Annotated in this window: 13 protein-coding genes; 6 read left to right on the plus strand and 7 right to left on the minus strand. The window is 62.0% G+C overall.

All coding sequences use genetic code 11. The features are described from left to right. Positions 1 to 9: 9 nt before the first annotated feature. Positions 10 to 570, minus strand: a complete 561-nt coding sequence (locus tag B597_RS26175) for a GNAT family N-acetyltransferase (RefSeq protein ID WP_003292855.1) — start codon at positions 568 to 570, stop codon at positions 10 to 12. Between the two features lie 242 nt (positions 571 to 812). On the opposite strand from B597_RS26175, the gene B597_RS26180 reads away from it, so the two are divergent. Further along, positions 813 to 4280 carry a hybrid sensor histidine kinase/response regulator gene (locus tag B597_RS26180; RefSeq protein WP_003292854.1) on the plus strand — a complete coding sequence of 1156 codons (3468 nt, stop codon included), beginning with the start codon at positions 813 to 815 and terminating at the stop codon, positions 4278 to 4280. Positions 4281 to 4403: 123 nt separating this feature from the next. Further along, positions 4404 to 5651, plus strand: a complete 1248-nt coding sequence (locus B597_RS26185; RefSeq protein ID WP_003292853.1) for an MgtC/SapB family protein — start codon at positions 4404 to 4406, stop codon at positions 5649 to 5651. A 10-nt stretch (positions 5652 to 5661) separates the two neighbouring features. On the opposite strand, the gene rmuC is transcribed toward B597_RS26185, so the two are convergent. Together rmuC and B597_RS26195 are read right to left on the minus strand one after the other, a co-directional pair. After that, positions 5662 to 7134: a DNA recombination protein RmuC gene (gene rmuC, locus B597_RS26190; protein WP_024161637.1), complete on the minus strand. Its 1473-nt coding sequence runs from the start codon at positions 7132 to 7134 to the stop codon at positions 5662 to 5664. Between the two features lie 64 nt (positions 7135 to 7198). Further along, complete coding sequence (locus B597_RS26195) at positions 7199 to 7546, minus strand: tetratricopeptide repeat protein (RefSeq protein WP_024161638.1); 348 nt, start codon at positions 7544 to 7546, stop codon at positions 7199 to 7201. A 547-nt stretch (positions 7547 to 8093) separates the two neighbouring features. On the opposite strand from B597_RS26195, the gene B597_RS26200 reads away from it, so the two are divergent. From B597_RS26200 to B597_RS26210, 3 genes are read left to right on the plus strand one after another with little or no spacing between them, the layout of a single operon-like run. Then, a complete protein-coding gene (locus B597_RS26200; protein WP_024161639.1) occupies positions 8094 to 10655 on the plus strand; it encodes an intermembrane phospholipid transport YdbH family protein in 2562 nt (853 codons plus the stop codon). 37 nt (positions 10656 to 10692) lie between these two features. Next, positions 10693 to 10884, plus strand: coding sequence for a YnbE family lipoprotein (locus B597_RS26205; RefSeq protein ID WP_003292850.1), 192 nt, complete (start codon positions 10693 to 10695; stop codon positions 10882 to 10884). Positions 10885 to 10892: 8 nt separating this feature from the next. Next, positions 10893 to 11237 carry a YdbL family probable chaperone protein gene (locus B597_RS26210; RefSeq protein WP_003292849.1) on the plus strand — a complete coding sequence of 115 codons (345 nt, stop codon included), beginning with the start codon at positions 10893 to 10895 and terminating at the stop codon, positions 11235 to 11237. Positions 11238 to 11285: 48 nt separating this feature from the next. Here the strand turns inward: B597_RS26210 and B597_RS26215 are convergent, their stop codons facing one another. Both B597_RS26215 and B597_RS26220 read right to left on the minus strand, forming a co-directional pair. After that, positions 11286 to 11594, minus strand: a complete 309-nt coding sequence (locus B597_RS26215; protein WP_003292848.1) for a hypothetical protein — start codon at positions 11592 to 11594, stop codon at positions 11286 to 11288. Positions 11595 to 11666: 72 nt separating this feature from the next. Then, on the minus strand, positions 11667 to 14033 hold the full coding sequence (locus B597_RS26220) for a DNA polymerase II (RefSeq protein ID WP_024161640.1): 2367 nt from the start codon (positions 14031 to 14033) through the stop codon (positions 11667 to 11669). Positions 14034 to 14994: 961 nt separating this feature from the next. Between B597_RS26220 and B597_RS47250 the strand changes: the two genes are divergently transcribed. Beyond that, positions 14995 to 17880: a sensor domain-containing diguanylate cyclase gene (locus tag B597_RS47250; protein ID WP_003292847.1), complete on the plus strand. Its 2886-nt coding sequence runs from the start codon at positions 14995 to 14997 to the stop codon at positions 17878 to 17880. On the opposite strand, the gene istB is transcribed toward B597_RS47250, so the two are convergent. Continuing rightward, a complete protein-coding gene (istB, locus tag B597_RS26225) occupies positions 17877 to 18632 on the minus strand; it encodes an IS21-like element helper ATPase IstB (RefSeq protein WP_003292846.1) in 756 nt (251 codons plus the stop codon). The two genes, B597_RS47250 and istB, sit on opposite strands and share 4 nt — an antisense overlap. Positions 18633 to 18649: 17 nt before the next feature. Further along, positions 18650 to 20164, minus strand: coding sequence for an IS21 family transposase (gene istA / locus B597_RS26230; RefSeq protein ID WP_003292845.1), 1515 nt, complete (start codon positions 20162 to 20164; stop codon positions 18650 to 18652). Positions 20165 to 20270: the final 106 nt, after the last annotated feature.

Here is a 20270-nt window from a genome sequence, read left to right on the forward strand (position 1 = left end):
ATGCCGCCGTCAGTCGGCAGAGAGCTGTTGGCGGAGCTGAGGCCAATCCTGGTCGGTGATGCTGTAGATGACGGTATCGTCCAGACGTCCGTCAGCCAGACGTCGGTGATTGCGCAGCAGCCCCTCGCGCTGCGCGCCGAGCTTCTCGATGGCGCGTTGCGAGCGCAGGTTGCTGGCAGCAGTCTTCAGCTGCACGCGGACCAGTCGCCACTCCTCGAACGCGTGACGCAGCAGCAGAAACTTGATCGAGGCATTCAGGCCGCTGCCGTGCTGCGCCCGGTCCAGCCAGGTCCAGCCGAGCTCGGCAGCCGGCAGGCTCGGCATGAAGTCGGCGAAGCGCGTGGTACCGACCAACTGATCGGCGATCCGCACGCTGAAGACCACCGCGCGGGCATCCCGCTGCTCGGCCAGCGCATGCCGATACCAGTCCGGGCGCAGCGGTCCGTTCATGTACGTGAGTTCCGCGCGATTGCGTTCGGCCAGCGCAGCCAGCTCCGCGATATCCGCGTCCATCAGCGGTTCCAAGCGCAGCGCGCCGCGCTGCAGGGTTACCGGATGCGGCGTGAGCATGACATTCTCCTGTAATTGACAACGGGAGGGCGCTGACGGCGCGCCCAACAGAGCGATGATGCTGCCGACGAGCCCGTCCTAGACACATGCGACCTTGGTAGCAACCGCGTACACGGGGCACGCCAATACTGCGAAACTTCACCGATCGAGCATATTAACGAGTCGCCAGGGCTGATTGAATTTCGGTGCATGTTCCTGTCCACCGAAGCCGGCCTGGCGCCACCCACGCCCCTGGAGTTTGCATGACGCTGTCAGGCGGGCTGATCGCTGCGGTCGCCCTCGTCTACATGGCCATCCTGTTCGCCATCGCCTTCTATGGTGACCGCACCCGCGACTCGTTGTCGCCGCGCCTGCGGGCCTGGGTGTATAGCCTGTCGCTGGCGGTGTACTGCACCAGCTGGACCTTTTTCGGCGCCGTTGGCCAGTCCGCCGAGCAACTGTGGGCGTTCCTGCCCATCTACCTGGGCCCGATCCTGCTGCTGCTGTTCGCCCCGCACGTGATCCAGAAGATGATCATGATCAGCAAGCAGGAGAACATCACCTCGATCGCCGACTTCATCGCGGCGCGCTACGGCAAGTCGCAGGTACTCGCCGTTGTGGTGACCCTGATCTGCCTGGTCGGCGTGCTGCCCTATATCGCGCTGCAACTCAAAGGCATCGTGCTCGGGGTGAACCTGCTGAGTGGCACCAACATCGAAGTGGCCGGCACCGGCACGCGGGACACCGCCCTGATCGTCTCGATCGTCCTGGCGTTGTTCACCATCCTCTTCGGCACGCGCAACCTGGATGTCACCGAGCACCATCGCGGCATGGTGCTGGCGATTGCCTTCGAATCGCTGGTCAAGCTGCTGGCGTTTCTCGCCGTGGGCGCATTCGTCACGTTCGGCCTGTTCAACGGCTTCGGCGACCTGTTCAACCAGGCTCACGACTCGCCTCTGCTCGCGGAATTCTGGAGCGAGAACATCAACTGGGCGTCGATGCTGGTGCAAACCACCGTGGCGATGATGGCGATCGTCTGCCTGCCTCGGCAGTTCCACGTCGCGGTGGTAGAGAACATCGAGCCCCGCGACTTCAGCCTGGCTCGCTGGGTGTTTCCGCTGTACCTGGTGCTCGCGGCGGTGTTCGTCATTCCCATTGCGCTGGCCGGCCAGATGTTGCTGCCCGCAGGCGTGACGCCCGACTCCTTCGTCATCAGCCTGCCGCTGGCCGAACTGCACCCGTGGCTTGCACTACTGGCCTTCATTGGCGGCGCATCGGCGGCAACCGGCATGGTGATCGTCGCCAGCGTGGCGCTTTCGACCATGATGTCCAACGACATACTGCTGCCCTGGCTGCTGCGGCGCCAGGAAACCGAACGCCCCTTCGAGGCGTTCCGCCACTGGATGCTCTCGGTACGCCGGCTCAGCATCGTGCTCATTCTGCTGCTGGCCTATGTCAGCTATCGCCTGCTCGGCTCCACGGCTTCGCTGGCCACCATCGGCCAGATCGCCTTTGCCGCCATCACCCAGCTGGCACCGGCCATGGTCGGCGCGCTGTACTGGAAACAGGCCAACCGGCGCGGCGTATTCGCCGGTCTGACCGCCGGCGCCGCCATCTGGTTCTACACCCTGATCCTGCCCGTGCTGGGCTGGCCGCTGGAAATGTTTCCCGGCCTGAGCTGGATGTACAACGGCGGACTGGGCTTCGGCCTCAGCGGGCTGACCCTCGGTGTGACGCTCTCGCTGGTAGGCAATGCGACGCTGTTCTTCTGGGTGTCGATCCTGAGCCAGACCCATGTCGCGGAACACTGGCAGGCGAGCCGCTTCATCGGCCAGGAAATCAGCCCACCGACCGGCGGCCGCCGCCTGCTCGCCGTACGGGTCGAGGACCTGCTGGTACTGGCCTCTCGCTTCGTCGGCGCCGAGCGGGCCGAGCAGAGTTTCCAGCGCTTCGCCCGCCGCCACGGCCAGGACTTCTCGCCCAAGCTGCAGGCCGACGGCCAGTGGATAGCGCACACCGAACGCCTGCTGGCCGGTGTACTGGGCGCCTCGTCAACCCGGGCAGTGGTCAAGGCCGCACTCGAAGGACGCGACATGCAGGTCGACGACGTGGTGCGTATCGTCGGCGAAGCCTCGCAGGTGCTGCAGTTCAACCGTGCGCTGTTGCAGGGCGCAATCGAGAACATCACCCAGGGCATCAGCGTGGTGGATCAGTCGCTGCGACTGGTGGCCTGGAACCATCGCTATCTCGAGCTGTTCGAGTACCCGGACGGGCTGGTCTACATCGGCCGCCCGATCGCCGACATCATCCGCTACAACGCCGAGCGTGGGCTATGCGGCCCGGGCGATCCGGATACCCACGTGGCCAAGCGCCTGTACTGGATGCGCCAGGGTCGCGCGCACACCTCCGAGCGGCTGTTCCCCAACGGCCGCGTGGTCGAACTGATCGGCAATCCGATGCCCGGCGGCGGCTTCGTCATGAGTTTCAGTGACATCACCGCCTACCGCGAGGCCGAACGGGCGCTGAAGGACGCCAACGAGGGCCTCGAGCAACGCGTCAGCGAACGTACCCAGGAGCTGTCGCAACTCAACCAGGCACTGATCGAGGCCAAAAGCACGGCGGAAGCGGCCAACCAGTCGAAGACCCGTTTCCTCGCTGCGGTCAGCCACGACCTGATGCAGCCGCTCAATGCCGCGCGCCTGTTCTCTGCGGCGCTGTCGCATCAGCAGAGCGCCCTGCCCACGGAGGCCCAGGAACTGGTGCAGCATCTGGACAGCTCGCTGCGCTCGGCCGAAGACCTGATTACCGACCTGCTGGACATCTCGCGCCTGGAGAGCGGCCGGGTCACGCCGGATCGCAACCCGTTCCCGCTGGCCACGCTGTTCGACACCCTGAGCACCGAGTTCACGGCGCTCGCACGCGAGCAAGGCGTCACCCTGCGCGTGCACGGCAGCAAGCTGCGCGTCGACAGCGACATTCGGCTGTTGCGACGGGTGCTGCAGAACTTCCTGACCAATGCCTTCCGCTACGCCAAGGGACGGGTGGTACTCGGCGTTCGGCGGCAGGGTTCGTCGCTGCGCCTGGAAGTCTGGGATCGCGGCCCGGGCATTCCGCAGGACAAGCTGAGGGTGATCTTCGAAGAGTTCAAACGGCTCGATAGCCATCAGACCCGGGCGGAGAAAGGCCTGGGCCTGGGCCTGGCCATTGCCGACGGCCTGTGCCATGTGCTCGGCCATCCGCTGGAGGTCCGTTCCTGGCCCGGCAAAGGCAGCGTGTTCAGCGTCAGCGTGCCAATCGCGCGTGCGCTCAGCCTGCCGCGCGCGCCGGCCAAGCGGAGCGAACCGCAACACAGCGCACTCACCGGCACCCAGGTACTGTGCATCGACAACGAAGACAGCATTTTGGTCGGCATGAACAGCCTGCTCACGCGCTGGGGCTGCCAGGTGTGGACGGCTCGCAACCGCACCGATTGCGAGGAACTGCTGGCCGAGGACATTCGCCCACAACTGGTACTGGTCGACTATCACCTGGACGAAGGCCTGACCGGCACCGAGCTGATGGCCTGGCTACGCACGCGCCTGGGCGAGCCGGTGCCCGGCGTGGTGATCAGTGCCGATGGCCGCCCGGAACTGGTGACGGCGATCCATGCAAGTGGCCTGGATTTTCTCGCCAAGCCGGTCAAACCGGCCGCATTGCGCGCCCTGATGAGCCGTCACCTGCCCCTGCGCTGAGGTCGCCGCCGGGCGCGGCGGGGCTAATGGACCGCTAGACGCCCTGCCGACAGCGAGGACAGTCACCCCCGGTCGGGCCGGTTACACTGATGGCCATCTGCAGACACAGCCGCGAGATGGTCGATGACAATCGAGCTTTTCCTGAACCTCGCCACGGCACTGGCCGTCGGCTTGCTGATCGGCACCGAGCGCAGCTGGAGCGGCCGGGAAAGTCCCGGCCAAGAACTGGTTGCCGGCATCCGCACCTTCGGCCTTGCCGGCCTGCTCGGTGGCCTTGCGGCAATCAGCGTCACCCACCTCGGCGCACTCGCCTGGGCAGCGACGTTCTGCATGCTCGCCCTGCTGGTCATCGTCGGCTACGTCATCGACGCGCGCCGCAGTGGCGACCATGGCATGACCACCGAGGTCGCCCTGCTGCTGACCTTCGTCCTAGGCAGCCTGGCCGTGGCGGAAAGCCGGCAACTGGCAGCCGCCTGCGCCATCGTGGTGGCGCTGCTGCTGAGCCTCAAGGCGCGACTGCACCAGGCCCTCAGGCAGCTCAGCGAAGCCGAGCTCGGCGGCGCGCTGAAGATGCTGTTCATCTCGGTCGTCCTGCTACCCACGCTGCCGAACCAGGGCTACGGCCCCTGGCAGGCGCTCAATCCCTATACGACCTGGATGATGGTGGTGCTGATCACCGGGATCGGCTTTGCCGCCTATGTGGCGATACGCGTCCTCGGGACCCGCCACGGACTGCTCGTCACCGCGCTGCTCGGCGGCATCGTCTCGTCCACCGCCATGACCATCACCCTGGCCCGGCTGAACGCGCCGAATCTGCGTGCCGCACTCGCTGCCGGCCTGCTCGCCACATCCGCCTTGATGTTTCCGCGCGTGCTGCTGGAAGTAGGACTGGTCAACCCTGCGCTGTTGCCCGGACTGGTCCTGCCACTGGCATCTGCCGGAGCCATCTACGCCGCCGGTGCCATCTTCTACTACCTGCGCGCGGCGGCAGCCCCTGACGACGCCGCCGAGCCACTGCTGAGGAACCCCTTCGAGCTGGCCCCGGCGCTACGCTTCGCGGCGCTGCTGGTGCTTATCCTGCTGCTGGTCGAAGGCGCGCGGCGCTGGCTGGGCGACACCGGCATCTACCTGGTATCGCTGCTGGCGGGACTGACCGACGTCGACGCCATTACGCTTTCCCTGGCAAGCAACGCGCGCGACGGAATGAGCCACGAAGTGGCTGCACGCGGCATCGTGTTCGCCGCGCTGAGCAACAGCCTGGTCAAGGCCATGCTGATCGCCCTGATTGGCGGGCGCGATCTGGCGCTACGCACCCTGCCGATCATCTTCGCCAGCCTGCTGACTGCCCTCGCGATCCTGCTGCTGGGCTGAACGCGGGCGCTCAGGCGTCCGTCTCGCCGAGCTCCTCGGCGCCGGCGCGTTCCAGCCAGTCGCCCGGCAGGCGCTTGCTGGCCCGTGCCCCGAGCGACTTCAACTGCTCCGCACGACCCACCAGATTGCCACGCCCGTCGCTGAGCTTGTTGCGCGCCGACAGATAGGCCCGATCAAGCTGCTGCAGGCGGCTGCCGATCTCGTCGAGATCCTGGATGAAGGCCACGAACTTGTCGTACAGCGCCCCGGCCTTTTCTGCTATTTCGCGCGCATTCTGGCTTTGCCGCTCCTGCCGCCACAGACTGTCGATGACCCTCAGCGTGGCCAGCAGCGTCGTCGGGCTCACGATCACGATATGCCGGCCGTAGGCCTCCTGGAACAGTTCAGGGTCGGCTTGCAGCGCCGCCGCGAAGGCAGCTTCGATCGGAACGAACAGCAGCACGAAGTCCAGGCTCTGCAGACCTTCGAGGCGTTGGTAGTCCTTCAGCGAAAGCCCCTTCAGATGGCTGCGCAACGACTGAACATGCTGCTTGAGTGCCAATGCCCGGCTGCTCTCGTCCTCGGCGCAGGTCAACGCCTGATAGGCGGTCAGGCTGACCTTGGCATCCACCACGACCTGCTTGTCGCCCGGCAGATGAATGAGCACATCAGGCTGGAAGCGCTCGCCGTCAGGGCTCTTCAGACTGACCTGGGTATGGTATTCACGGCCCTTTTCTAAACCGGCGTGCTCCAGCACCCGCTCGAGCACCAGCTCGCCCCAGTTACCCTGCGTCTTCTGCCCTTGCAGTGCCCGTGTCAGGTTGGTCGCTTCGTCGCCCAGGCGCTGGTTCAGCTGCTGCAGCCGCTCCAGCTCGCGCGCCAGGGAAAACCGCTCGCGCGCCTCGTTCTGGTAGCTTTCCTCGACGCGCTTTTCGAAGGACTGGATGCGCTCCTTCAGCGGCTCGAGCAACTGCCCCAGCCGCTCATGACTGGACTCGCTGAAGCGTTGCTCGCGTTCATCGAATATCTTGCCGGCGAGTTCGGCGAACTGCGCCCGCAGTTCATCTCGCGCCGCCTGGAGATCGGCCAGGCGCTGCTGGTGGGCACTGTGCTGCTCGCGCAGTTCGGCGTCCAGCGCGGCATGCGCAGCGCTCAAGCGCCGCAACTCGCCCTGCTGAGCATCACGCTCGGCCTGCAGATCGGCGATGCTTTCGACATCCTCACCCCGCTGGGCACGCAACAGCTCGCTCTCGCGGCGCAATGCCGCCAGCTCGGCCTGCTGGTTCGACTTGATGCCATTCAGCTCGGCGAGCTCGACCCGACAACCATCCAGCCGTGCGTTCAGGCCTTCCTGAGCGAGTGCGGCCTGCCGGAGCCGCTCATCGAGTGCGGCGCGCTCGGCATTGCCCGCGGCCAGCCGCCGCTGCAGGTACAGGCTCAGGGCGACCAGGGCGACCAGGCCAAGCGCCAGGCCGACCAATAGATGAAGAGGATCAAAGGACATGAGGGGCTCCGGCGAAATTGCCGGGCAGTATAACGAGCCGCAGGTAGGCGGTCAGGCGAGCCGATCAGCCCGTGACCCGGCGCAGGAAGCGCAGCGCTTCCTGCGACCCCTGTGCCGCCGCCAGCTCGAGCCATTGGCGTGCCTTGGCCGGCTCGGCATGGTCAGCCCGGCAGTAGAGTCGACCCAGCTCCAGCTGGGCCTGGCAATCGCCAGCACGCGCCGCCTGGCGCAGCAGCTCGAAACCGATCCGGCGATCCCGCTGGCTATCGCACTCGCAGCACAACAACCGGCCCAGGCGACTCTGCGCTTCCACCACCCCTTCGCGCGCAGGCTGCTTGAGCATACGCCCGGCAATCCGCTTGACGCCCTGGCTACGGCCCAGGTGCTGGCTGTCGAGCAGCCACAGCGCCATACGCAGCGGCAAGCGTGACGCGGTAGCGGTAGTCGTCGGGGAAGCAGGAGCAGAAGTACGCGTTCTCATGCACATCAGGGGGGCTGGATGAATAAGGTCGCGCACTCTACTCCTTTTTTCGGAGAGTTAAAGTCTTGTCAAAATCTAAAAAATTAGATCTGAATCACAACATTCATTAATCCACAGAAGCTGTGGATAAGTCAGTGGACAAGCAGCAGACAAATCCTTCGATCCCGCGTCTCATGGGGGCTGCGCTTAAACTGACGCTTTTTTCACCAGCGAAAAAATCGCTTATTTTTCAATTGGTTATTAACGTTCTATGGATTCCGGGCATTTGCGACAGTTTGTCATAAGCGCTTGACAGACGCGTTTTGCAAATGTGCACAAGTTCAGCGCACGGTGCTCCAGGCGGCATGGATCAAGGCTTAGGGCCGCCCGGTCTGAAACTCCGCTGACATCTTGCTGTCGGCCTCGCACCGCGCTGGAGCAGCCTCAGCGCGCCGCTCCTGCGGTTATGCTGTCGCCCTCCTCCTTCCGGGACGCGGCAATGACGAAACCGTCAAGAATCCTGCTTCGACTGTGCTCGGCGGTGCTGGCCGTATTGCTGCTCGGCAGCGGATTCGCCTGGCAGCAGTGGACCGCATTCAAACGCGAGCAGGGTATCGTGCGGCTCGACTGGGACGGCCTGCGCCTGTCTCCTTCGGGCCTATCCGTACGGCTACTGAGCTATGAACAAGCCACCACGGAAGGCCTGCATCTGACCCTGCAAGCCGATGATGCTTCTCTACAGCTTTCCGGCTTATTGCGACCATTACCTGCCCGTTCGTTGCACGTTGCCCGGCTCGAGCTTAACGTGCAGTCCCTTCCGCAAAAGGCGGAAAGGCAACCTTCGCCGCCAGTCCTTGACAGCTATCGGCAATCGATCGCGTGGTTGCCGCAGCAGTTGAACATAGCCGACCTGCAGCTAACGCTCCCTTGCGCGAGCGGGCATTGCGACGAACGGGGCGCCCTTCAGCTGCGCCATGCCGGTGACTCGCTGCTCCCCCTCGACGGCCGCCTGGACCTGAACCGCAACGAGCACCAGCTATCTCTGATCATCGCCGCGCAGCGACCCGATGTCGCAGGCAGCCTGGTCGAAGCGACGCTGCTGATCGACGGACAGCCGCGCATGGAAACGCGCAGCCGGCTCGACAGCAGCGCAGACGCCCTGCAGTGGAGCGGGACACTTTCCATGGGTAGCCTGCCTGAAGCGCCCTGGCTACTGGACTGGCTTGCCGAGTGGTCGAACCGCGCGTCACCGGCGCTGCCGGATATGCCCAGCGACATGCGCCTCGGCGCCGGTTGGGCGCTGTCCTGGCCGCCCGTGCAGGAGGCGACCTTCGACTGGCGCGACTCGACCGGCGAGCTGCGCCTCTCCGCGCTCCTGCCGGTGCCCTGGCCAGTGATCGGGCTTGGCGAGTTGCAAGGCGAGTTCGATCTCGCTGCGCATGGCCGAAACGGCGTTTGGCTGCCGTCCGAGCTGAACGCCGCTCTCAAGCTGAAACCCGCGCCCACACTGCTCGCCAGCGTGCCAACGCAACTGCACCCCACACAGCTGCACATCGGCATCGAGCCTATCGATGCCGAGCGATCCCCCGGGCACCTGCCGGTCCAGCTCAAACTGGATGCCGAGGGCGACAGTACGCTGACCCTGCTGGCACGCCTGCAACTGACCACCACACCGCCCTATGCGCTGGGTATCGAACAGGCGCAGCTGCAGTTGCAAGGCAGCGAACTGCAGTTGGACGGCTTGTCGCTGCAGGGCCTGGATGCGGAGCTGGGCTTCTCCGGGCAGATCGACCTGGAGCGCATCGAGCTGCAGCTTCTCGAGTCCTCGCACATCGCCCTGGCCAGGGCGAGCAGCGGCGAGCTTGCCGCCAGCCAGCTGCGTGTCGACCTGCCTGAGCCGCTGCACCTGCAAGTCGAACATCATCGAATGCGCCCCACCTTCTGGCGCGCCCGGGGCAAGGCGGCCTTGCGCCTGGGTCGCCTGGCGCATCCTCAATTGCTCGCCCAGGGCTGGCGCTGGAGCGCCGAGCTGGACGCGGACGCCACGCACGCCAGTGGTTCCGGCCCTTTGAGCAACGACGCCGGGCTCGCGCTGGACCTGGACCTGGACAAGCGCTGGAGCGGCCCGCTGCAGGTGAACGGCAAACTGCAGGAGATCTTTCTGCGTGCCGGAAACCCCTTGGCCGGCAGCCTCACGGCATGGCCTGCATCGCTCGAACTGAACAGCGGGCGCCTGCAGGGTAGCGGCAACCTGACGCTGCCTGAAGACGCCAACGTCGTATCGGCCAGGCTCACGCTGGAAGCCCGCGGCCTGGCCGGCATCTTCGACCGTGCAGAGCTGGCCGGCCTGGATGCACAACTTGCCGCAAACCTGGAACGCAACCGACTGCAGGTGGATCTCGCCGAAGTCCGGCTGGCCCAACTCAACCCCGGATTCACAATCGGTCCGCTGCGGCTGCAGGGGCAGTACCAGGCGAATATCGAGCAGCCGACTCGCGGCCGCGTCAGCTGGATAGCCGCTGAAACCGAAATATTCGGAGGACGGTTCTGGCTGCAACCATCGGAAATCGACCTGAGCGCGCCGAGCCAGAAGCTCAGCGCGCGCCTGCAGGGACTGCAACTGGACGAACTGCTGAAGGCCTATCCGACCGAAGGACTCAGTGGCGACGGTATCCTGGATGGGCGTTTCGACATTCAGCGCAGCGCCCGGGGGCTGAGCGTGAACCAGGGCCAGCTCGCCGCACGCGAACCCGGCGTGCTGCGCTTTCGTTCACCGAAGATCGAAGCTCTCGGCCAGTCGAACCCGGCAATGAAGCTCGTCACCGAAGCCCTGCACGACTTTCATTATGATCTGCTGAGCAGTGACGTCCGTTATGATGAGCGCGGCAAGCTGAACCTCGGGCTTCGCCTCAATGGCCGCAATCCGGCACTGGAAGGCGGACGACCGATCAATTTTTCGATCAACCTGGAAGAGGACATTCCGGCGCTTTTGACCAGCTTGCAGCTCAGCGACCGGGTAAGCGAAACCATCCAGCGGCGGGTGCAGGAGCGCCTTCAATGAGGCCATGCAGCCGCGCGTCGACACAGGAGAAGCCGCCATGCGGTTGCGCCAATCGCTGAGCATCGTGCTACTGGTCCTGCTCGCCAGCGCCTGTACGCCACGGGTCGAACTGGCCGTACCGAACGAGCCGATCAACATCAACCTGAACGTGAAGATCGAACACGAGATTTACATCCGGGTGGACAAGCAGCTCGACTCGATCATCAACCAAGACAGCGGACTGTTCTGAGGAAGACGATGAAAACCTATTCGAAACTGGCCAGTCTCCTGCTGGCATTCATGCTGGCCCTGCCCGTCGCGGCGATGACACTCAACCAAGCCATGTCCGCACTGGGCGAGGCCAAGGCCAGCGGCCTGCTTGGCGAGAAACCCGACGGTTACCTTGGCGTGGTTCGCTCCGGCGGGAACGTCGAGGAGATCGCCAGCCAGATCAACCAGGCGCGCCGCGCCGAATACCACCGCGTGGCCAAGCAGAACGGCATCAGCGTCAGCGACGTGGAAGCCATCGCCGGCAAGAAAGCCATCGAGAAGACCCCGGCCGGGCAGATCATCCAGCTCAACGGCAACTGGGTTCGCAAGTGACCAACGATGATGGCCGGGTCCGCCGGCCATCGCTCTTCACGGCAGCGCCTACAGCAGTGTCAGAGCGTGTGCCCGGATCACCAGGCTCTCCTGCCGAAACCGGCGCTCCAGCTCGGCGCGATAATCTGCCCACCAGCCCCTGTCCAGCTTATCGGCCATGACCTCGTAGACCACCAACTCGTCATGAACCGCGTTGTCACCCTCTTCCAGCCAATAGCCACTCGCTGGGGCTCGCGAATAGGTGGTCAGGCCACCGAAACGCTCGATGAGCTCATCACGCACAGCACGGAAAGACGACTTCGGCAGCGCCTGCTGATCGATGTCGTAGAGCGGTAGCAGCAACTGAATCAGGTACATGTCGGCACTCCAGTGAATGTTGCCTGACATATGACCTGCCCGGCGCTAGACAGATGCCACGAGCCGGCGAACTCAGAACAAGCCGAGCTGCCCGTCGACCAGCGAGGCGAAGTCATCGCCCACGAATGGCAGTATCGCGTCGGCCACCGGCTGTAGCTGACGCGTCACATAGTGGTCGTAGTCGATGGGCGACGAGCGGGTTTCCAGCGGCTCGGGGCCGGTAACTGTGATCAGGTAGCTGATCCAGCCACCGTTCTGGTACTGCCGTGGCCGACCGTGACGGTCGTTGTAGTCGTCGGCCAGGCGCGCCGCCCGCACATGTGGCGGGACGTTGCGCTGGTAGTCATCCAGCCGGCGACGCAGGCGCTTGCGGTAGATCAGCAGCTCGTCGAGCTCGCCGGCCAGCGTGCGCCGAACGTAGTCGCGCACGTAGTCCCGGTGCGGCTGGCGATGGAAAATACGCCGGTATAACTCCTGCTGAAAGCCCTGGGCCAGCGGCGACCAGTCGGTACGCACGGTTTCCAGCCCCTTGAACACCATCCCGTCGCTGCCATCCGGCCGGGTGACAAGGCCGGCATAGCGCTTCTTGCTACCCTCCTCGGCGCCGCGAATGGTAGGCATCAGGAAGCGCCGGAAGTGCGTTTCGTACTGCAATTCCAGCGCACTGGCCAGTCCGTACTCGGCCTGCAGACGCTCTCGCCACCAATCATTGATGTGCTGGACCAGCTGACGCCCGATCAGCGCCGCCTCGTCATCCGAATGCGCCTTGCGCAGCCAGACGAACGTGGAATCGGTATCGCCGTAGATCACCACATGCCCCTGGGCCTCGATCAATTCCCGCGTGCGACGCATGATTTCGTGACCGCGCAGGGTGATCGACGACGCCAGCCTCGGATCGAAGAAGCGGCAGCCGCTGGAACCGAGCACGCCGTAGAAAGCGTTCATGATGATCTTCAAGGCCTGCGACAATGGCTTGTTGTGCTCGCGCTTCGCCGTCTCGCGGCCTTCCCACACCCGCTCGACGATCGCCGGCAGGCAGTGCCGGGTCCGCGAGAAACGCGCCCCGCGAAAGCCCGACACCGAGTCGTCGTCGGCCGGTTGACGGAGCCCCTCGATCAACCCCACCGGATCGATGAGAAAGGTGCGGATGATCGACGGGTACAGGCTCTTGTAATCGAGCACCAGCACCGACTCGTAGAGCCCCGGCTGCGAATCCATTACGAACCCACCCGGGCTGGCTTCGGCCTGGCGCTCGCCGAGGTTGGGCGCGACGAACCCCTGGCGGTGCATCAGCGGCAGGTACAGGTGCTCGAATGCCGCCACCGATCCGCCGCTGCGATCGGCGGCCAGACCAGTCACGGTGGAGCGCTCCAGGAGGAAGGTCAGCAGCTCGGTACGGGCGAAGATCCGCGTTACCAGCTCACAGTCCTTGAGGTTGTAGCGCGCCAGTGCCGGCTTGTCCTCGGCGAACATCCGGTCGATTTCCGCCATACGCTGGTAGGGATTGTCGATCGCCTTGCCTTCGCCCAGCAGGGTCTGGGCGACGTTCTCGAGGCTGAACGAAGGAAAACTCCAGGTAGCCGAACGCAGTGCCTCGATACCGTCGATGATCAGCCGTCCCGCTGCCGCGGCGAAATAATGCCTGGCGCGACCGCCATGCTCGCGCCACTCCATCTGCGCACCGCCACGACCGAGACGCAGGGGTACCTGCAAACGTTTCGAGTGATCGTGCAACACGCGCAGATCGAACTGCACCAGGTTCCAGCCGATGATCGCATCCGGATCATGCTCGGCAAACCAGGCGTTCAACCGCTCCAGCAGCTCGGCGCGGGTCTGGCAGTAATCGAGCGGGAAATCCAGCGCGTCCCCCTGCTCGCTCGCCGGCCCCAGCATATAGACCTGGCGCTGGTCACAGCCTTGCAATGCGATTGAATAGAGATCGCCGCGGGCATTGGTTTCGATATCCAGCGAAACCAGCCTGAGTGCCGGCCGATAGTCCGGCGCCGGCCTGAGCTGCGCATCGATCTGGGCACCGCCAGCCGCGGGCACGCCAGCGAAGCACACCGGCGCGGTGATGAAGCGCTCCATCAGATAGCGCTCGGGCGGGCGGATATCAGCCTCATAGACATCCACCCCAGCATCGCGCAGTAGCCGCGTGCAGTCCAACAGGCGACGATAGGAGCGGCAGTACAGCCCCATCACCGGACGATGGCGGAAATCATGCAAGGCCAGCAGCCGCAGCTCGGCGTCACGCTCACCACGCAACAACGCCTCGACGCGCCCCCGCTGCTCCTCCGGAATGAAGGCAACCGAATGCTGATGCGGCACGCGCACCTGCCGAGCTCCTTCATCGGTGGCCAACCAGAAGCTGATCTCCGTGCCATCTGGCGTATCCCGCCAGTGCCGCGTCAGGATGAAACCCTGTCGTGGTTGCGACATCACATTCCCGCCGCCATACGCAAAAAAATCCGAATTCTGACGAGCCCAACGGCCTAGGTTACATGCCGTGGCGTAGAGAGCGTGATCTGGGCCCTGTTTTTTGGTGGTCGTTGCAGCTATAAGCGCGTCGTTGGTGCAGACTTCAGCCGGTTCTCCAGCTTGTTGCGTCGCAATTGGGCACGGTGATTTACGACATTTTTATGACATCTGCGTATTCAGATGAATCACGAACAATTGCGTAGCCAACGTAAGAGCAAATTGATCCGATGGATGATACGTCGCAAATCTAGCCACAAAAAGAAACCATAAGGAAAATTAGGCAGATCCAACATGACCGATCTAACTGCTCCTTTAGTATCTATGGCGCATGGCCATCATTTAACTATATGATCTCTTCGTTATTGCCCCATTGAGGCCCAGACCGAGGAACAGGATGAGCTTGCGATCCACAAGGCGGGATCGATTCATGGTTGTCTTTGCTGCCTTCTTATCGATATTCATTCTCACTGAAATGCATTCTCTACTAAACGTTAACTCAAAAGGGAATAGCGCCGATCCAAGCATCACTTGGTGACAGCCCTAACTTAACAACATCCCTTTAGTTTTACCTTCAGACATCTTGCTTAGAAAGCTCAGAATACGGCCAATAATCTATACATGGCTTCTATCAAGCCCAAGCGCATCTACCGACTTACCAAACTCAATTGCAGTCACAACTTATTGCCCAGCGCTTAAAACCAAGTAACAATTGCCCGATCCTGATCTACCAAAAGTAAGTGAATCATTGCCAAATGCCGACCTCACGAGCAAGATCCAATAGATGGTAATGACGAATTCAGCATGCTCAGCTAAAAAATGAGCAAAACGCAAAGTTTCTATCGCCCAGAAAACAGGCAATGCCTCAGCGACACCGGCAACACCCTTGGAAGAATTGAGCTCTATTACCTCAGGATACAACGCAATGACGATGCTTGAGCATGCTTTGACCAAGGGGCCCAGAGGGATGCCTTTTTTGGTTCTTCTCTGCGGTTTGCTTTGTACGGCGGCCGTTTGGTTCACCTTGTATGCCACTCAGGAAAAAGCAGCGGATCAGAAATTTCAGCAACTGGGTGATGAGGTGCTGGAAGCAATCGAGAAGCGGATGAGCAGCCATCGCCAGATACTACTCAGTAGCGCAGGCTTGTTTGAGGTAAGCAATGACGTCAGCAGGGAAGACTGGCGACGCTTTGTGCAACGTATGAATCTGGAGTCCAACTATCCGGGAATTCTCGGGCTTGGTTATAGCCAGGCCGTGAGGCCAGAGCAGTTGAACGCCTTTGAGGAGGGCGTACGCCAAGAGGGCTTTGCCGAGTTCACCATCAAACCGGCCGGCAAGCGTGATCTGTACACGTCGATCATCTATCTGGAACCATTTGAAGGGAGAAATTTGGCGGCACTCGGCTTCGACATGTTTTCCGAGCCCATCCGGCGAGCAGCTATGACTAGAGCGGTTGAAACCGGTATGGCTCAACTGAGCGGCAAAGTCACTCTCGTCCAGGAAAACAATGGGCCTGCGCAAGCGGGCTTGCTGATGTATGTACCCGTTTATCAATCTGGGGCTGTATTGAGTTCACCTGAGCAACGCTGGGAGGCTTTGCGTGGATTCGTCTACAGCCCCTACCGTGTAAACGACCTGATGCGAGCAATACTCGATGGCCGGGATTTGCAAGTCGACTTTGCACTCCATACCGGCGTATTGGGCTCTCCTGAACAGCTTATTTTCAACAGCCACCCGCGAATTGAGTCGGCAGATTTGCCGTCGCGCACAAAGCGACTAGAACTTTTTGGCCAGCCTCTCTATGTAAGTTTCTATCCGCAGCCAGGTTTTTACGAGGATTTCCATCAGGGCCAGGGACTATTGCTGGTGCTTGGCATTGTGATCAGTCTGCTTCTGTTCCTGTTGGCACAAGTGCTGGCGAATGGTCAGCGGCGGGCCATTACACAACTGAGAGTGCTGGAAAAGAGCGAAGCTCGCCTCGGCGCCATCGCAATGGTTTCCAACGATTTAATCTGGGAACTCGATGTCGAAAGCCGGACGCTCTCTCACAACCAGCGAAGCAGCGTCAGTCAGCTACCCAAGAGCCTCATGATTGATGATTGGCTGAGATGCATTCATCCAGATGACAAGCAACAACTCGTCGAAAGCTTTCTCCACGCTCTGGAGGGTAAAGACCTTACATGGGTTGCAGAATTTCGATACCTAGACAGATACAGCAATATCGGAATACTTGAATCCAAGGCAGCCTTCTTAAGAAATGAAGAAGGAAAGGCCATTCATGTTGTAGGCGGCGCACAAGATTTGACGCGTCGACGCAAGATGCAGTCTGCGATGATGAATATGGCAGCGAGCGTCGCCGACCTTGAGGACGAGCAGTTTTTTACTGCCCTACTTAGAAACCTGGTCCATGGTCTTGAGGCAGACGGCGGTTGCATCGCCAAGATAGACGAGGAGGACCCGTCCACAGCAAGAACATTAGCGGTTGTTGTCGATGGCGAACGCGTCAATGACTTCAGCTATCCAGTTGCTGGAAGTCCTTGTGAGAACCTACTGTCAAACAAGGAGTGTTTTGTACCTGAAAATCTTGCTGAACGTTTTCCGCACGCAAGTGGTGTGCCGGGTATCCAGCCGAGGACCTATGTCGGCGGCCAACTTCTTGATGAGCAAGGTGTCGTCATAGGTTTTATCTATGTGCTGTACAGGACTCCTGTTGAGCGCACGGATTTTATGACCTCGGTATTGCAGGTTTTTGCAGTGCGCGCTGCGGCGGAAATACGCCGCATTGAGGCTGATAAAAAGCTTCGAGAACAAGCAGACCTACTCGATCATGCAAAAGAATCAATCATCGTACTGGACCTGGACTTGAACGTCAGATTCTGGAACAAAGGTGCCGAAGAAATGTATGGCATTGCTAGAAGTAATGCCATAGGTCACAACGTGAGCCAGTTTTACGCCGAAGCGTCCGCCCTCTCTTTTGCCCTATCGGAAACGTTGCATAACGACCAGTTCAGCGGAGAATTCCAGCAGGTGGTTGAGTCCAACACCTCGACTGCTGTAGTAGATGAAAACTGGACGCTAATTCGAGATGCATCCGGCACACCTAAATCAATCCTTAAAGTTGGTATTGACGTCACGGATCGAAATGAAGCCGAGGCTCAGATTAAGAAGCTGGCGTACTTCGACACACTGACCGACTTGCCTAACCGCAGGCTGTTCATGGAGCGTTTGAAGGATGCAACAGAAAGCAGCACGGCCAGCGGCAGAAGTTCCGCACTGCTTTTCATTGACTTAGACAACTTCAAGAACCTGAATGACTTGCATGGCCACCTCAAAGGCGATGAATTTCTCGTATCCGTCTCTCGGGTGCTCTCTAAAACCGTACGCAAGGGCGATACCGTAGCACGGCTAGGCGGTGATGAGTTCGTCATTATCATTACCGAACTGGATGCGAATCGATCCATCGCGAAACAGCAGGCCTCTCAGGTTGCCAAGTCAATTATCAAGGCATTCGAAAATCCACTCGACATACAACATTTGGTTGTATACGCCACTGCAAGTATCGGTATAACTGTGTTCAACGACGCCAGTCATCATCTTGGCGAGTTGCTCAGGCAAGCCGACCTGGCCATGTATGAAGCAAAGGATTTTGGACGCAATACCTACAGGATTTATGACGCTAGAAACGACGAAGCCCTCAACACTGCGGATTCCACGCCATTCGGACACTCAGCCCACGCTGATCCGGACACCTGTTCCACGATCATTCGGACAGGCAGTCGGAGCGCAGCGACGCAGGGCTGGCATTGTTAGTCCGGGTTGGCTGACGTCGTCAATTCCTGCGTCCGTTTGCGCATTGATTCACCCTTCAGATTGATCCGGTAAGCGTTGTGCACCAGGCGGTCGAGGATGGCGTCGGCCAGGGTCGGATCGCCGATCAGTTCGTGCCAGTTGTCCACCGGCATCTGGCTGGTGACGATGGTCGAGCGCTGGCCGTAGCGGTCGTCCAGTAGCTCCAGCATGTCGCGCCGCTGTTCGGCGGTGAACGGGGCCAGGCCCCAGTCGTCGAGGATCAGCAGGTCGGTCTTGGCGTAGCTGCTCATCAGCTTGGCGAAGCGGCCGTCGCCATGGGCCAAGCCCAGCTCTTCCAACAGGCGCGGCAAGCGCAGGTAACGCACGCTGTAGCCCTCTCGGCAGGTCTGGTGGGCCAGGGCGCAGGCCAGCCAGGTTTTACCGACACCGGTGGGGCCGCCGATGATCAGGTTGAGGCCGTCGCGTAACCACTGACCGCTGCTCAGCTGGAGGATCAGCGCCTTGTCGAGTCCGCGCGGGCTGCGGTAGTCGATGTCTTCGAGGCAGGCGTTGTGCTTGAGCCGGGCCTGACGCAGGCGGCTGCTGAGGCGCTTGTCGTCGCGTTCGGTCAGTTCGCGGTCGACCAGCAGGCCGAGGCGTTCCACGAAGCTCAGGCTGTCGATGTCGGGGGTTTTCAGTTGCTCGGCGAGTGCCTTGAGCATGCCGGTCAGGCGCAGGGTCTGGAGCTTGTCCAGGGTCGGATGGGGCAGCATGGTGGGATTCCTTGTGTTCAGTGGTAGTAGCCGGGGCCGCGCAGATTGGCGTGGTCGTCCGGCAGCAGGGGCAGGTTGGCTTGAGCCAACGGCAGGCTTTCCAAAGCCTGGCGCAGGATCGATTCGAGGCTCTTGTAGCTGCACGCACCGAGGCTGAGGGCGCGACGGCAGGCCAACTCCAAGCGCACTTCGCCATGGGTCTTGCCCAGGCGCAGGATGCCCAGGCAGGCCCGGTAGCCTTGGGTTGGGTGGATGCGCCGTTCGAGGATGTGGCTGATCACGCCGGCCGTGTTCGGCCCGGTCTGCTCAGCCCAGCGGATCAGCCGTTGTGGCGTCCACTCGGCGTGCTCGCGATGGCTCTTGGGCATGTGCTCGGCCTGTGTGCTGTGCCGGCCCTTGTGCGGTGAGCGAAGGTGGCTGGCCACCCGCTGATTGGCGTGGAAACACTCGACGGTGCGCGCCGTCAGGCGTACTTCCAGTTGTTTCTTCACCAGTTGGTACGGCACCGAGTAGTAGTGCCCATCAACCTCGACGTGGTAGTCGATGTGCACACGCGCCTTCTTCCACTCGGCATACACGTAGGGTTGCTCCGGCAGCGGCCGCAGCACCGGACGATCCAGGGCTTCGAAGGCCGAGTGCCGGGAGCCCGGCAGCTTGCGAAACGGTCGTCGGTTGAGGCGCTCCAGCAATAAGGCGATGGCGCTGTTGAGTTCGTCCAAGGAGAAGAACTGGCGGTTCCTCAGCGCGGCGAGGATCCAGCGCTCGACCACCTGCACGCCGACCTCGGCCTTAGCCTTGTCGCGCGGCTTACGCGCCCGCGCCGGCACCACCGCCACGCCATAGTGCTCGGCCAGATCGCGGTAGCTCGGGTTGATGTCCGGCTCGTAGCGATGGCTCTTACTCACCGCGCTGCGCAGGTTGTCCGGCACCACGATCTCCGGCACGCCCCCGAGGAAGGCGAAGCAGCGGGTATGCGAGCCCAGCCAGTCCGGCAGCTGCTGCGACCAGGTGGCTTCGGCGAAGGTGTAGCTGGAGGCGCCGAGCACCGCGACGAACACCTGCGCCTGGCGGATCTCGCCGCTGTGCCGGTCGATCACCGGCACCGTCTGCCCGGCGTAGTCGACGAACAACTTCTCGCCGACACGATGTTCCTGGCGCATCACCACGTCCAGCTTGCCCTGCCAGGCCCGGTAGTGCTCGCAGAACCAGCTGTACTGAAAACCCTGCGGCTGGCTCAGGCGATACTCCTGCCAGAGCAGCGCCAGGGTCACGCCGGGGCGACGCAGCTCGGCGTGCACCCAAGACCAATCAGGCAGTGGCCGCTGCTCACTGGGCACCGCAGGGGCCAATGGGAACAGTTGCTGTTCCAGTTCGGAATCGGACAACGAGCAGGGCCAGGCTAGACCGCTGGCGGCAAAGCGACAGAGGTAATCACCGGCACTGCTGTGGCCTATGCCCAGACTGCGGGAGATCTTACGGACAGACAGCCCGCAATCGAACTTGAGGCGCAACACCTCACGGATTTTACGCATGGATAAACGCTCCACGACGACCTCTTCGCTTCGAAAAAGAGGTCGATGGTAGTGAATAAATCCTGCGTAGCTGCCTGCCTGAAAAGTGTCCGGATGGCCGTGGAAT

It is taken from the genome of Stutzerimonas stutzeri KOS6 (genome assembly GCF_000307775.2).
Classification (GTDB): Bacteria; Pseudomonadota; Gammaproteobacteria; order Pseudomonadales; family Pseudomonadaceae; genus Stutzerimonas; species Stutzerimonas stutzeri_B.

What these genes read in the sequence shown, in the direction of transcription:
- B597_RS26175 (WP_003292855.1), bottom strand. Translation starts at nt 570, where the DNA reads ATGCTCACGCCGCATCCGGTAACCCTGCAGCGCGGCGCGCTGCGCTTG.
- B597_RS26180 (WP_003292854.1), top strand. Translation starts at nt 813, where the DNA reads ATGACGCTGTCAGGCGGGCTGATCGCTGCGGTCGCCCTCGTCTACATG.
- B597_RS26185 (WP_003292853.1), top strand. Translation starts at nt 4,404, where the DNA reads ATGACAATCGAGCTTTTCCTGAACCTCGCCACGGCACTGGCCGTCGGC.
- rmuC (WP_024161637.1), bottom strand. Translation starts at nt 7,134, where the DNA reads ATGTCCTTTGATCCTCTTCATCTATTGGTCGGCCTGGCGCTTGGCCTG.
- B597_RS26195 (WP_024161638.1), bottom strand. Translation starts at nt 7,546, where the DNA reads ATGGCGCTGTGGCTGCTCGACAGCCAGCACCTGGGCCGTAGCCAGGGC.
- B597_RS26200 (WP_024161639.1), top strand. Translation starts at nt 8,094, where the DNA reads ATGACGAAACCGTCAAGAATCCTGCTTCGACTGTGCTCGGCGGTGCTG.
- B597_RS26205 (WP_003292850.1), top strand. Translation starts at nt 10,693, where the DNA reads ATGCGGTTGCGCCAATCGCTGAGCATCGTGCTACTGGTCCTGCTCGCC.
- B597_RS26210 (WP_003292849.1), top strand. Translation starts at nt 10,893, where the DNA reads ATGAAAACCTATTCGAAACTGGCCAGTCTCCTGCTGGCATTCATGCTG.
- B597_RS26215 (WP_003292848.1), bottom strand. Translation starts at nt 11,594, where the DNA reads ATGTACCTGATTCAGTTGCTGCTACCGCTCTACGACATCGATCAGCAG.
- B597_RS26220 (WP_024161640.1), bottom strand. Translation starts at nt 14,033, where the DNA reads ATGTCGCAACCACGACAGGGTTTCATCCTGACGCGGCACTGGCGGGAT.
- B597_RS47250 (WP_003292847.1), top strand. Translation starts at nt 14,995, where the DNA reads ATGACGATGCTTGAGCATGCTTTGACCAAGGGGCCCAGAGGGATGCCT.
- istB (WP_003292846.1), bottom strand. Translation starts at nt 18,632, where the DNA reads ATGCTGCCCCATCCGACCCTGGACAAGCTCCAGACCCTGCGCCTGACC.
- istA (WP_003292845.1), bottom strand. Translation starts at nt 20,164, where the DNA reads ATGCGTAAAATCCGTGAGGTGTTGCGCCTCAAGTTCGATTGCGGGCTG.